This is a genomic window from Streptococcus sp. HMSC064H09 (assembly GCF_001812625.1).
GTDB lineage: Bacteria > Bacillota > Bacilli > Lactobacillales > Streptococcaceae > Streptococcus.
The window spans coordinates 1-13,582 of the sequence record NZ_KV809551.1; the positions used below are offsets into that span (position 1 = coordinate 1).

The window sequence follows — 13,582 nt, forward strand, 5'->3', positions numbered from 1 at the left end:
ATCATCTCTCACTTGTCTTGTCAATAACTTTTTTAAAGTTTTTTTCAAACTTTTTCAGTTACTGAACAATTTCCTTGAGACTTTCTTAGTCTATCAAGTTTGTGAACCAATGTCAATACTTATTTTCTATGCAATAAGTGAAAGCAAAAAGAAGATCTCTAGTATCTCCTTTTTTTCATTTTTTATAGAGCTGCTCGCATGCGTGCTTGTGAATTTTCGACATTTCGTATTGAGCGCGGTAAGAACGCACGGATGTCATCTTCTTTATAACCCACTTGCAATCTCTTATCATCAATTAAGATTGGACTTTTCAAGATTCTTGGGTTTTCTTGAATCAAATCAATCACTTCACTAACACTGAGCTCGTCGATATCACAATTTAGAGCTTTAGCATAGCGATTTTTTGATGAAACAATGCTCTCAACACCATTCTCTGTTTTTGATAGGATGTTTAAGATTTCTTCTTTTGTAAGTGGTTCTTTACCAAGATTTTGTTCTTTATAAGGAAGTTGATGGTTGTTCAACCATGTTTTTGCTTTTTTACAACTTGTACAACTTGAAATTGTATAAATCTTAATCATGTTAATTCTCTCTTTCTGTCACATGATACTATTATCTTATCATTATCCTTAGTTTAAGAAATCGGTCTAGCGACCTATTTTGATTCTAAGGGGACTTTTTCAATTATCATAGATCTTTTTTTACTTAGATTAAATCAAAGAGAAAAAGAGCCTTCGGCTCTTTTACACTTATTCTTCAATTTCAATGGTTGAATCAAGGTCCAAAACAAGTTCATCAGATGTTTCTTCAACTTGTGCTTCTTCAACACTATCCTCTTCATCTGGTTCAATCAAACCATAGTGTACACGTACTTTATGATCAATTTCTTCAAAAATATCTGGATGATCTGCCAAATATTTTTTAGCATTTTCAGATCCTTGACCAATCTTCTCTCCATTATATGAGAACCATGCTCCGGCTTTTTGAATAATTCCTAAATCACTAGCGATTTTTACAAGCTCACCTGTTTGTGAAATCCCTTCACCATACATAATTTCGACAAAGGCTTCTTTAAATGGTGGAGCAACCTTATTTTTGACAACCTTGATTTTAGTTTCCTTACCAACATTTTGGTCTTTTTTATCACCAGTCCCTTTGATTTGCGTATTTCCACGTACATCAAGACGTACTGATGCATAGAATTTCAGAGCACGTCCACCAGGGGTCGTTTCTGGATTACCAAACATAATACCAACTTTTTCACGCAATTGGTTAATGAAGATAGCAATTGTTTTTGTTTTATTAATAGATGCAGATAGCTTACGCATGGCTTGACTCATCATACGCGCTTGAAGTCCAACATGACTGTCACCAATATCTCCATCAATTTCTGCACGTGGTACCAAGGCCGCAACTGAGTCAACAACAACCAAATCAACTGCACCTGAGTCAATCAGCTTACCTGCAATTTCGAGACCTTGCTCACCTGAATCAGGTTGTGACAAAAGAAGCTCATCGATATTAACACCTAGGGCTGCCGCATAAGCAGGGTCAAGGGCATGCTCTGCATCGATAAAGGCAGCGATTCCGCCTTCTTTTTGTGTCTGAGCAACAGCATGGAGGGCTACAGTCGTTTTACCTGATGATTCTGGTCCGTAAATTTCGATAATACGACCTTTAGGATAACCACCTGCACCAAGAGCAATATCTAAAGCTAGCGAGCCCGAGCTCATAACCTGAACCTTCTGCTCTGCACGCTCACCAAGACGCATAACTGCACCCTTACCAAAATCTTTTTCAATATTCTTCAAAGCATCATCAAGTGCTTTACGACGCTCATCTCCAAATTTCTTTGTAATTTCTTCTGTTTTCTTTGTTTTCTTAGCCACTTATTTTCCTCTTCTTTCTATAGTTAAAGACAAACTTAAATCAAGTTGTCTCTTGTAATAAAGCTTGGCGAACTAGGTTAAAGGCATAGAGGGTACTAATATATCTAACATCAGAACGACTTCTTCCACCTATAACAACCTTGATTGACCTTACTTGATTCCTATCAGCAATACCAATAAATACTGTACCTGCTGGGTGTCCTTCTAATGAATCTGGTCCAGCTACACCGGTAAGTGCAATTCCGTAATCGCTATCTGTTTTAGCTCGGGCACCTTCAGCCATTTTTTCTGCAGTAAAATGACTGACAACACCATGTTTTTCTAGTTGCGACAAGGGAATATCCAACATTTTAGATTTTTCTTCAATGCTGTAAGTAACAAAGCCGCCTTTAAATACTTGTGAGGCTCCTGAAAAATCAGCAATACTAGCCTGAAATAAACCTGCTGTTAGGCTTTCAGCTGCAGTGATAGTCTTGCCTTGGTTCTTAAGCAAACGAAAAGCTTCAAAGGCTAAACTATTAGACTCTCCATACCCATAAATAAAATCAGATAAGGATTTGCCATCTAGAGTTTTAATAGAACGAATTTGTTTTTCTAAAACATCTAGTTTTTGATCCGCTTCTTCTCGTGAAGAAGCCTTTGTTGACAAGCGAAGTGTTACTTCCCCCACTTTAGCGTATGGAGCTATGGTTGGATCTGTTTGGTTAACAATAAAATCCTTCAGAATAGTCACCAATTGACTTTCTCCAACGCCAAAGAATCTTAGGACTCTCGAATAAAGACTTGCGTGATTCTCAGTAAGTGCTGGAACAAGTTCCTGATTCACCATAGGTTTGAGTTCACTTGGTGGACCAGGTAAGACTACATAGGTCACCCCTTGAGCAGTAATGACGCCTCCAACTGCAAGACCTGTAGGATTTTGCAAGGGGATAGCCCCCTCAACAATTTGCGCTTGACGTTCATTATTAGGCGTTCGTGTGTGTTTAGGACGAGTAGCAAAGAAACTGTCCAGCTTTTTACTTGCCTCCTCATCAAAAATAAGTTTTTTTCCTAAGAACTTAGCTAGGGTTTGCTTGGTTAAGTCATCCTCAGTAGGACCAAGTCCTCCACAAAGTATGACTAAATCACTACGTTTACTAGCTTGGTCTAGAACTGAGAGTAGGCGGTTTTCATTGTCTCCTACTGCTGTGTGAAAATACACATCGATTCCTAGTTCAGCTAGTTTCTCAGATAAAAATTGGGCATTGGTATTGGTGATTTGCCCGGTTAGGATTTCGGTTCCTACTGCAATCAATTCAGCTTTCATTGGTTCACCTATATTACTATTCGTAAAATAATCTCAAAAACATGTTCGTTTATAAACTAACATGTTTTTCTCGTCTTGTCAATCAAATCTACTCATTTATTTGAAGTCACAGGTATTTTCATGATCATTCACAAATCCTGCGGCTTGTAAAAATGAATATATAGTAGTCGGTCCTAAAAATTTGAACCCTCTCTTTTTTAGATTTTTGGCAATCTGTTGGGATAAATCAGTTGATGATGGGACGTCCTTATATGTGGGAACATTATTTACCAAGGGCTTTCCGTCAAAGAAATGCCAAAAATAATGGGACAAGGAGCCAAATTCATCTTGGAGTTTTAGTACTTGTTTGGCATTATTTACGGTTGCTTCTAGCTTAAGTTTGTGACGAATAATATCCGGATTTTGAAGCGCTTCTTCAAGTTCACTTAGGCTAAACTGGGCAACACGCTCAATATCATAGTCATGAAAAACACGATTAAAGGCCTGACGTTTATTTAAAACCGTTAACCAAGAAAGTCCTGACTGATAACTTTCTAAGCAAAGCAGCTCAAAAAGTTTTTGATCGTCACCAATAGGCTTTCCCCACTCCTTGTCATGATAATCACAATATAATTTATTGTTTGTTGGTACCCAACGACAACGATTGACCATTGCTTACCTCATTTCATCAACATCTTAAGAGCTGATTTAATGTATTGCTCTGCCGTTTCATTAGTACCTTCGAAGAAGGCTTTGATTTTCTTAAGTTCTGCAGCTTTATAACCAAGAGCAAGCAAGGCTTCCATAGCCTCATCCAACTGATGATTCCCTTCAGTTGGACTTGGTGTCGTCTTGGTCGTTTCTGTTGGTAACTCTGCAAATTTTCCTGCCAAGTCTAGAACCATTTGCTGAGCTGTCTTTTTACCAATCTTTGGAAACTTCATCAAGTACTTGATGTCACTATTATCAATGGCAGCAACCAATCCTTGATTATCATCTACAGCAACAATGGCTAGAGCAGTCGTCGGACCTATTCCAGAAACTGAAATAAGCTTAAGGAAGACCTCTTTTTCATCTTCAGTATGGAAACCCAAAAGAAGGTGGGCGTCATCCCTAATAACCTGATGAAGGTAGACTTGGATAGTCTGATTCATCTGGTCAGAAAAACTATATGGGTTCGCTACAGTGACAATATAACCTAGGCCGTTTGCTTCTATAACAATATACTTGGCAGTAATTTTCACTAGAGTTCCCTTGATGTAATCATACATAGCGTGTGATTTCCTTTCTCGTTCGTATCTTCAATGGATTGCTTTGTTATTTTATACTTATAAGATAATTGTCTTGAGTGTTTATTTTGTCACCTCAAGCACTGCTGTACTATTGTAACAAAAAATCCACTCGAAAGTGGATTATGTTTGCTCCATTTTAAGGATGACTACTCGTCTTTAAAGTATCTGTAATCATCTTCAAGCCTAATAGAATATATGTTACAACGCCTAAAGTAAAGGCAATGCTAGAAACATTTACTAGGGCATTCTCCAAACTTGGTCGACCTAACCAAGCCAAAATATAGAAAATCAAGCTAGTCGCTAAAAATGTTAAGCCAACAAGTAAAAAGTGTTTATTAGTTTTTGTTAGGTGTCTCATCACTCTACCTCCTAACTTAAAATCAGTCAACCATCCTACAATGATGTGCTAAAACATTAGAAGATTCCTTGTCTTCATCACTATTATAAATCTAACATTCCTATTCGTAAAGTAAGACGAAAAAAAGTTTTAATACTTCCCTAGGTCACGTAGACTGGTATGATTTTCTTGAATTCGACGGAACATTTTTTCCATATCAGACTTTGTAAAGTTGACAAGTACAGGACGTCCGTGAGGGCAATTGTAGGGGTTTTTACACTGGGCAAGCTGTACTAGAAGGTCACGCGCAGAGTAATCATCGAGGGCATGATTGGCCTTGATTGAACGTTTACAACTCATCATGATGGCTAACTCAGCACGGTAGGTTTTGACAGACACTTCATTCGTCAAAAGAAGTATGTCGCACATCTCATAGACTGCAGTTTCAATCTCTTCTTCCTTCATCCAGATAGGATGTTCACGAAGAATGAAGGTGTTATTCCCATAAGGCTCTAGATAGATACCAACCTGGTTAAGAAGGGGCATTTTTTCTTGTAAACTAATGTAATCTGAACCTGAAAATTCAAAGAGATAGGGAACCAAGAGCTGTTGTAAACTGCTGTCAACCTCACCGATCTTTTCACGATAGTACTCATACTTGACACGTTCTTGGGCAGCATGCTGGTCAATGATGTAAAGTCCGCCTTGTCCTTGCGCAAAGAGATAGGTTCCATGCATTTGACCAAAAAACTCCAATTCAGGGAAGGTTGATGTTTCCTCATTATCTAGAGTTTCAAGCATGCGCTTCATTTTCGACTTGTTTTTATAGTCGAGTTTTTCGTGTTTGTCATCACTTTCATCTACTGAACGTTGTGCCTGTTTAACAGAAGGTTGCGGTTTGTTTTCTACCGATGAAACTGGGGACTCTGATACGAGTGGTTTGATATCTTCTTGGACTGTCTCTGGTTTGACAAAGAAATCATTACGACTGCTATCATAGTAAAGATTGGTCTGTTTGAGTGGTAAACTCGTTTGAACCGGCTTAGTTGCACCTCTAGTACTAGACTTGGCTAGATTTTCAAGGGCATCAGGAATCAAATCCTGCTCTCTAAGGCTTTGAGCAATGGCAGAGCTGATAAGAGCCATGAGCTCTTTTTCTTTAGAGATACGTACTTCCTGCTTTGTTGGGTGAACATTGACATCAGCCAAATAAGGATCAATCTGAATATCAATAACCGCAATTGGGAAGCGTCCCACCATGAGTTTAGAACCATAACCATCAAAAATAGCACGGTTAAGTAGAAAGTTTTTTATATAACGTCCGTTAATGAGAATCGTGATGTAGTTACGATTCGCACGAGTTAATTCAGGAAGGCTGACATAGCCAGAAACTTCAAAATCAAGGTCAGAATTTGAAATTTCCACCATTTTTTTAGCCGTTGTCAAACCATAAATCCCGGCAATAGCTTGACGGAGGTCTCCAGTACCTGAGGTCTGTGTCAACTGACGACCGTCATTAAGCAAGGTGAAGGCAACCTCAGGATGAGCTAGACTCAGACGATTGACAACATCGACAATATGAGCCAACTCAGCCTGTAAACTCTTCATATACTTGAGACGAGCTGGGGTGTTATAAAATAAATTTTCAACGGTAATCTTTGTTCCAACTGGTGTTGAAATAGGATCCTGACTCTCAATTTCCCCACCTTTGGCAACCAGTTTAGTCCCATAGGCTTCTCCATCAGCCGCCGTCACAATGGTAAGATGACTGATAGAAGCTATTGATGGCAGGGCCTCACCTCGAAAACCAAGAGTTCGAATACGAAAGAGGTCTCCTTGATTTTTGATTTTACTTGTTGCATGACGGCGCAAACTCATGGCTACGTCAGCTTGAGCCATTCCTTCACCATTGTCTGTGATTTGAATTTTTGAGAGGCCTGATTCTTCAATTTCAATGGTAATCTGGGTGCTACCTGCATCAATAGCATTTTCCACCAGCTCTTTAACTACACTAGCTGGTCGCTCTACGACCTCTCCAGCAGCAATCTGATTGGCTAGAACTTCAGGCAATTCGATGATTTTTGGCATAATTATTTTTTCTCCCTTCTAAAAGGTTGATACATTCACTGGTGCTGACTGTTACTGATGCTTACTATATAACCATAACTCACACACAACTGTTAGCCAAGATAAGGCTGTGGCTATAACAATCATATCCCCATGACAAAGGTTGAACCAAATGAGCCCAGAAAAAATCAAGAGGTAGATGATTTGGAAAATCCATTGGTAGGTTTTAGGCGAGCTTGTAGAATCCATAAACTGCTTAACAAAGAAATAAAACAGGAGCAGGTTCAGTGTTAGTGCCTTTTCAAAAGGTGTAAAAAAACTCAAAATCAGACTGCAGGCAAGAAAAATTCCTGCTAACCATTTCATTATAGATTTCATGTGATTACCTCGTCAGTACGTTTTCATTAAGTATAGGGGTTTTCTAAAATATTTTCAACCACTTAAACACCATATAGGACCACATAGACAAGTGCTATTGCTGTGGGCTAGCAAATAGTGTTTAATAAAGGTGTGAAAGGGAGGAGGCCTCCTCAATTACCAATAAGAAAGGATAGTTATGAAAATAAAAGTTCAGATTGACTCGGTATTTCAAGAAGAAATGTTGCAGATTCAGGCACCTAGTCGGACGCCCAAGATTCAGCAAGTGGTCGAGTTTGTCGAATCTTTGGATGATAACCAACGACTCAAAGGAAAAAAAGATGGCGAAACTTATCTCATCGAGCCTAATGCTATTTCCAGAATTTACATCGAAAATCGCCAAGTTTTAGCTGAAACTATTCTAGGAGAGTACCACTTAGGCTTACGTCTCTATCAAGTTTTAGAAAAACTGCCATCTTACTTTATCAAAATCTCACAATCAGAGATTGTCAACCTCAAAGAAATTGAACGCTTCAACATTACCCCTAACGGCCTCGTTGAAATTCACCTTAAAAACAAGGAAACCACCTACTCATCACGCCGTTACCTCAAAGCAATAAAGGAGAAATTACAATGAAAAAGCAACTTTTTAAATCAGGCACAAAGGGCATCCTTATCGGACTTGCCGTATCCATGATTATGTCTCTTATCTGGGCACCAAGCTACATGCCTCTAAATCCTCACTCAGCCATTGGACAATGGATGACGTCACATCAGGTTCACGGATCTATGGTATTGGCCTACTGCCTCATCACTTGGTTTGCTATCGGTATCCTCTTTGAAGTCGCTAGTTATATTTTCCGTAAGGCTGAATGGAGTTTGCTTCGTGCAACCCTCACTCACTACGCCTTGACCTGTCTAGGTTTCATTCCACTAGCTACCCTCAGCGGATGGTTCCCTCTACGTTTAACTTTCTACTTGGAGCTAGTCATTGAATTCAGCCTTATCTATCTCCTCGTTTGGGTCTTCTCTTATTGGAAAATGAAAAAGGATATTGAACAACTCAACCAAGAATTGAAACACCTATAAAAGACAAGAAGCCTGTCAATCGACAAGCTTCTTTTATAGTTTCTGTTTTAAATCTGCTACAGCCATCATGACCTGCATCGGTGTCATATTGTAAATATCCAAATCACGTAACTCTTGAAGAACCGGATTTTCAGTAAAATCATCAAAGAGAGAGATTTGCTCGTTGACATGTGTTTCAGTGGCTGGCTTCTCTTGAGGCGATACCTTTTCCTGAGGTTGGATGGTAACTGTCTCACCCTCTAATTGTGTCAAGATGGTGTCAGCACGTTCCAGTAAATCTGCTGGTAAACCTGCAATCTTAGCTACATGAATACCATAAGATTTGTCAGCTGGGCCATCGACAATCTTGTGAAGGAAAGTCACCTCTCCGTCCTTTTCAAGTGTCGCCACATGAACGTTGACAAGGTGTGTCAAAGTATTTGACAGGGCTGTCAACTCATGATAATGGGTAGCAAACATGGTTTTAGCCCCCACCTTGTCATGAATAAACTCAATGATAGACTGGGCCAAAGCCATACCATCATAGGTGGCTGTCCCACGTCCCAACTCATCAAAAATAATCAAGGAATTAGGTGTCGCCCGCTTAATGGCCTGATTAGCCTCCATCATCTCAACCATGAAGGTCGACTGACCTGAAATCAAGTCATCTGCAGCACCAATACGTGTATAGATGGCGTCAAAAACTGGCAAATCAATACTATCTGCTGGTACGTAAGACCCCATCTGAGCCATAACGACTGACAAGGCCAACTGACGCATATAAGTAGATTTACCACTCATATTTGGCCCAGTAATGAGCTGAACATTGGTCTGACTGTCAAAGGTAATCGTGTTTGGAATGTATTCCTGAACACCCATAACCTTCTCAACCACTGCATGACGACCTTGATCAATAACGATACGATGTTCATCATTGAACACAGGACGAACATAATGATTAGTCTCTGCTGTAACTGCTAAACTCTGAAGCACATCGACTGTCGCAATAGCCTTAGCCAAAGATTGCAAACGATCAATATAGCGTTCCACCTGCTCACGGACACGCATGAAAATATCATACTCTAGCGTTGATGACTTTTCACGTGCCTCAAGCATTTCACCTTCAATCTTAGCCAACTCAGCAGTTCCAAAACGCTCTGAATTTTTCAGGGTTGCCTTGCGGAAGAAATGGTCAGGAACCAAGCTAAGATTAGAGTTGGTCACATGGAAGTAGTAACCATCTTTACGGTTATAATCAATTTTTAGTGTTGTAATACCAGACGCTTCACGTTCCTTGGCTTCGATATCCGCAATCCATGACGTCCCCTCGCTCATCACCTTGCGATACTTGTCCAAGGTCTCATCAAAACCAGCACGGATAATGCCACCTTCTGTAATGGTTGCAGGAGCATCGGGATCAATAGCCGACCGAATCAGACTCTCTAATTCTGGCAGAGCATCTAGCTCTTGTAAAAGACGTGACAAGGCCTCGTCATCAAAAGACTCCAAAATCGCCTTAATAACTGGAACCTGAGCTAGGGTATGACCTAGCTGAATCAAATCTTTAGGATTAGCCTTTCCAAAGGAAACACGGCTGGCCAGGCGCTCAATATCGTAAACCCCTTTAAGACTCTCAGTCAGATCACTACGCTCGAAGAAATTGTCCAAGAAAACTTGGATAATATTCTGACGCTCCACGATTGCAGCCTGATTCACTAAAGGTCTATCAATCCAAGTACGTAAGAGACGCATTCCCATAGCTGTCTTGGTTTCATCCAAGAGCCAGAAAAGAGAACCGTGTTTCTTGCCTGTTCTAGCATTTTCCAGCAAATCCAAACTTGACTTGGTCGCATAAGACATCTGCAAGTAATCCTTAATCTCATAGTGCTGAGCCTTTTGTAAATGGCTGAGCTCACGCATCTGAGTACGGTGCACATACTGGAGTAGTTTACCCGCTACACTGCTTTCCAAGTCTGTCAAGCTGGTGTCAATCAAGTGGACATCATCGTAAACCTCTGTTTCCTTGGAGAGAAGCAGGTTGAGCTGCTTCACCAAAAGTTGTTCATCAGCTTCGGGTAAATCATAACCAACCACTACTTCACGTGCCTTAAGGTTCTGAATTTCACTATAAACTGAACTGAAATCGTCCAACTCTGTCGCAAAAAATTCACCCGTTGACACATCCATATAGGCCAGGCCGAATCGACTTCCAGCCTTGTCAATAGCTACCAAGAAATTATTGGCATTATCAGGTTTAGAACTGTCAACCACTGTTCCTGGGGTGATAACCTGAACAACCTCACGCTTAACCACACCAACAGCCTGTTTAGGATCCTCCATCTGCTCAGCAATGGCTACCTTGTACCCCATCTCAACCAAGACATCAATATAGGCTTGAGCTGAATGATAAGGAACACCAGCCATAGGAATGGGATTATCGGCGTTCTTATTACGACTGGTTAGGCTAATTTCCAAAATCTGGGCAGCCTTAACGGCATCCTCGTAAAAAAGTTCATAAAAATCCCCCATACGGAAGAGCAAAAAAGCATCTGGATAATTTTCCTTGATATCCAAATACTGCTGCATTCCTGGAGATATTTTTTCCTTAGCCATGTCTTAACTCCTCGTTAATCCTTTCTTCGATAGACTTGGTCACATATTGGATCAAGTCACTGGCATCTTGCATTTTTTGACGGTAGTCCTGAACAATAGGCAAATTTTCCAACTCATGCTGAATCAAATCTGCTTGTTCACCTGCCTCCTCATAGGCACGTTGTTTCTCAATTTTTTGAAAAAGCACTGCTTCTTGTTGATAAGCCTTCATCTGTCCAGCTAGATGACTGATTTGAGGGACCTGTCCAATAGCTTTCTCAGCCTCTTGAAAAGCAAGAACCGCCTCATGGTGTTTGAGGAGGTCAATTAACTCTTCTTTGGCTTTTTGGAGATCCTGATGAGGAGTATTCATCAGTGAAACTCGCTTTCCAGTTTTTCAGCAACCACAGCATCCTTACAGATTACCAAGAGGGTATCTGCACCAGCAACGGTTCCTAAAATTTCAGGGTTGCCATCACTGTCAATTAGATTGGCCAAAACATCAGCTTCACCCAACTCCGTGTGAAGGACCAGCATAAACTGGGCACGGGAAACTGATTTGACATAGTCCTTAACCGTAGGATCCAAACTTGGAAGCACATGTTCAGACAAACTGTAGTAAAGTCTGCCTTCTTCATCACGAAGCTTCAAGAGGCCAATCTCACGCAAGTCACGTGATAAGGTAGCCTGAGTAACCGTGATACCTTCCGCCTCTAAGCGTTGCTTAATTTCCTCTTGTGTCCCAATCTTATCTCTTGAAATCATCTGTTTGATAACAGCTTGACGATCTCTCTTCATTATCTTTCCTCTTTTTATGTATATTCTTTGCATATTATAACAGAATTTTTGTATTTTTTCATGAAATTCTTCCTAATAGATGCTTTCTTGTCCCTACCCTATTAACTAAAATAATGGTAAAATAGGAATGAATGACAAGATTTGAAATGGAGTACCTATGAATACTAAAGAACTCATTGCAGCAGAAATTACCAAAGTTGTTCCTGAATTGGAACAAGAAAACATTCAAAATCTGCTTGAAACCCCTAAAAACGCTGACATGGGGGACCTCGCCTTTCCTGCCTTCTCATTGGCTAAAGTCTTGCGCAAGGCTCCTCAAATGATTGCAGCAGACATCGCTGAAAAAATCGATGCCTCAAACTTTGAAAAAGTTGAAGCTGTTGGTCCTTACATCAACTTCTTCCTTGATAAATCAAAAATCTCAGCGGACGTTCTTGGACAAGTCATCGCTCAAGGCAGCCACTACGCTGACCAAAACATCGGTCACGGACGTAACATCGCCTTTGATATGTCTAGTCCTAACATCGCTAAACCTTTCTCTATCGGTCACTTGCGTTCAACAGTTATCGCTGATGCTCTTGCCAACATCGTAGCTAAACAAGGCTACAAACCAGTCCGTATCAACCACTTGGGTGACTGGGGTAAACAGTTTGGTATGCTGATTGTTGCCTATAAGAAATGGGGTAGCGAGGAAGCTGTCAAAGCTAACCCTATCAACGAACTCCTTCAACTTTATGTGCGTATCAATGCCGAAGCTGAAGAAGACCCATCTGTAGACGAAGAAGCTCGTGAATGGTTCCGTAAATTGGAAGCTGGTGACGAGGAAGCAACTGCCCTCTGGCAATGGTTCCGTGACGAGAGCTTGGTGGAATTCAACCGTCTTTACGATGAACTCGGTGTTTCTTTTGATAGCTACAATGGTGAAGCCTTCTACAATGATAAGATGGATGAAGTCGTTGACATCTTGACTGAAAAAGGACTTCTCCAAGAATCTCAAGGTGCCCAAGTGGTTAACCTTGAAAAATACGGTATCGAACACCCAGCCCTCATCAAAAAATCAGATGGTGCGACACTTTACATCACACGTGACTTGGCTGCTGCCCTCTACCGTAAACGTACTTACGACTTTGCCAAAGCCATCTATGTGGTTGGTAATGAACAATCTGCTCACTTCAAACAGTTGAAAGCTGTTCTTAAAGAAATGGGCTACGACTGGTCTGACGACATGACTCACGTTGCCTTTGGTCTTGTAACTAAGAACGGTAAGAAATTGTCAACTCGTAAAGGTAACGTTATCTTGCTTGAGCCAACTATTGCTGAAGCTGTTAACCGTGCCCAAGCTCAAATCGAAGCTAAGAATCCAAACTTGCCTAATAAGGAAGCTGTTGCTCATGCTGTCGGTGTCGGAGCTATCAAATTCTACGACCTTAAAACAGATCGTATGAATGGTTACGACTTCGACCTTGATGCCATGGTATCCTTCGAGGGAGAAACTGGACCTTACGTTCAATATGCACACGCTCGTATCCAATCTATCTTGCGCAAGGCTAACTTCACGCCATCTGCAGATGCTACATACAGCCTAAACGACGTTGAAAGCTGGGAAATCATCAAACTCATCCAAGACTTCCCACGTATCATCAACCGTGCATCAGACAACTTTGAACCATCTATCGTTGCTAAATTTGCTATCAGCTTAGCTCAAGCCTTTAACAAATACTATGCACACACACGTATCTTGGACGAAAGCCCAGAACGTGATAGCCGTTTGGCTCTTTGCTACGCAACAGCAACAGTCCTCAAAGAAGCCCTTCGCCTTCTCGGTGTTGAAGCTCCAGACGAGATGTAAGCCATATTCAAAACGTGTACTGACCCCAAAAAGTTAGACATTTAATTT

14 protein-coding genes are annotated in these 13,582 nt (G+C 40.7%); 3 read left to right on the plus strand and 11 right to left on the minus strand.

Annotated elements, in window-relative coordinates:
• Positions 1 to 182: 182 nt before the first annotated feature.
• The 8 genes from spx to HMPREF2867_RS01045 all read right to left on the minus strand — a co-directional run bounded on the left by spx (position 183) and on the right by HMPREF2867_RS01045 (position 7,248).
• Positions 183 to 581 (minus strand): transcriptional regulator Spx, encoded by a 399-nt coding sequence (spx, locus tag HMPREF2867_RS01010; RefSeq protein ID WP_002886328.1) that lies wholly within the window; start codon positions 579 to 581, stop codon positions 183 to 185.
• Positions 582 to 749: 168 nt separating this feature from the next.
• Positions 750 to 1,889 (minus strand): recombinase RecA, encoded by a 1,140-nt coding sequence (gene recA / locus HMPREF2867_RS01015; protein WP_002889600.1) that lies wholly within the window; start codon positions 1,887 to 1,889, stop codon positions 750 to 752.
• 40 nt (positions 1,890 to 1,929) lie between these two features.
• Positions 1,930 to 3,195, minus strand: a complete 1,266-nt coding sequence (locus tag HMPREF2867_RS01020; protein ID WP_070575131.1) for a competence/damage-inducible protein A — start codon at positions 3,193 to 3,195, stop codon at positions 1,930 to 1,932.
• A 96-nt stretch (positions 3,196 to 3,291) separates the two neighbouring features.
• Entirely contained in the window at positions 3,292 to 3,846 is a 555-nt protein-coding gene (locus HMPREF2867_RS01025; RefSeq protein WP_070575134.1) for a DNA-3-methyladenine glycosylase I, read from the minus strand.
• Between the two features lie 8 nt (positions 3,847 to 3,854).
• Positions 3,855 to 4,445: a Holliday junction branch migration protein RuvA gene (gene ruvA, locus HMPREF2867_RS01030; protein ID WP_070575137.1), complete on the minus strand. Its 591-nt coding sequence runs from the start codon at positions 4,443 to 4,445 to the stop codon at positions 3,855 to 3,857.
• 157 nt (positions 4,446 to 4,602) lie between these two features.
• A complete protein-coding gene (locus HMPREF2867_RS01035) occupies positions 4,603 to 4,824 on the minus strand; it encodes a hypothetical protein (protein ID WP_037597288.1) in 222 nt (73 codons plus the stop codon).
• A gap of 129 nt (positions 4,825 to 4,953) precedes the next feature.
• Positions 4,954 to 6,891: a DNA mismatch repair endonuclease MutL gene (mutL, locus tag HMPREF2867_RS01040; protein ID WP_070575140.1), complete on the minus strand. Its 1,938-nt coding sequence runs from the start codon at positions 6,889 to 6,891 to the stop codon at positions 4,954 to 4,956.
• 51 nt (positions 6,892 to 6,942) lie between these two features.
• The gene (locus HMPREF2867_RS01045; RefSeq protein ID WP_070575143.1) at positions 6,943 to 7,248 is read right to left on the minus strand and encodes a hypothetical protein; all 306 of its coding nucleotides are present in this window, start codon (positions 7,246 to 7,248) and stop codon (positions 6,943 to 6,945) included.
• A gap of 178 nt (positions 7,249 to 7,426) precedes the next feature.
• Here HMPREF2867_RS01045 and HMPREF2867_RS01050 point away from each other — a divergent pair, with 178 nt between their 5' ends.
• Both HMPREF2867_RS01050 and HMPREF2867_RS01055 read left to right on the plus strand, forming a co-directional pair.
• Positions 7,427 to 7,864: a LytTR family DNA-binding domain-containing protein gene (locus tag HMPREF2867_RS01050; RefSeq protein ID WP_002886318.1), complete on the plus strand. Its 438-nt coding sequence runs from the start codon at positions 7,427 to 7,429 to the stop codon at positions 7,862 to 7,864.
• Positions 7,861 to 8,316, plus strand: coding sequence for a DUF3021 domain-containing protein (locus tag HMPREF2867_RS01055; RefSeq protein WP_002886315.1), 456 nt, complete (start codon positions 7,861 to 7,863; stop codon positions 8,314 to 8,316). Before HMPREF2867_RS01050 ends, HMPREF2867_RS01055 begins: the two co-directional genes overlap by 4 nt.
• Positions 8,317 to 8,349: 33 nt before the next feature.
• On the opposite strand, the gene mutS is transcribed toward HMPREF2867_RS01055, so the two are convergent.
• From mutS to argR, 3 genes are read right to left on the minus strand one after another with little or no spacing between them, the layout of a single operon-like run.
• Positions 8,350 to 10,908: a DNA mismatch repair protein MutS gene (gene mutS / locus HMPREF2867_RS01060; RefSeq protein ID WP_070575147.1), complete on the minus strand. Its 2,559-nt coding sequence runs from the start codon at positions 10,906 to 10,908 to the stop codon at positions 8,350 to 8,352.
• On the minus strand, positions 10,901 to 11,260 hold the full coding sequence (locus HMPREF2867_RS01065; protein WP_002889586.1) for a YlbF family regulator: 360 nt from the start codon (positions 11,258 to 11,260) through the stop codon (positions 10,901 to 10,903). Before HMPREF2867_RS01065 ends, mutS begins: the two co-directional genes overlap by 8 nt.
• Complete coding sequence (gene argR / locus HMPREF2867_RS01070; RefSeq protein WP_170314548.1) at positions 11,260 to 11,688, minus strand: arginine repressor; 429 nt, start codon at positions 11,686 to 11,688, stop codon at positions 11,260 to 11,262. The genes HMPREF2867_RS01065 and argR overlap by 1 nt, the downstream gene beginning before the upstream one ends.
• A gap of 154 nt (positions 11,689 to 11,842) precedes the next feature.
• On the opposite strand from argR, the gene argS reads away from it, so the two are divergent.
• Entirely contained in the window at positions 11,843 to 13,534 is a 1,692-nt protein-coding gene (argS, locus tag HMPREF2867_RS01075; protein ID WP_070575150.1) for an arginine--tRNA ligase, read from the plus strand.
• Positions 13,535 to 13,582: the final 48 nt, after the last annotated feature.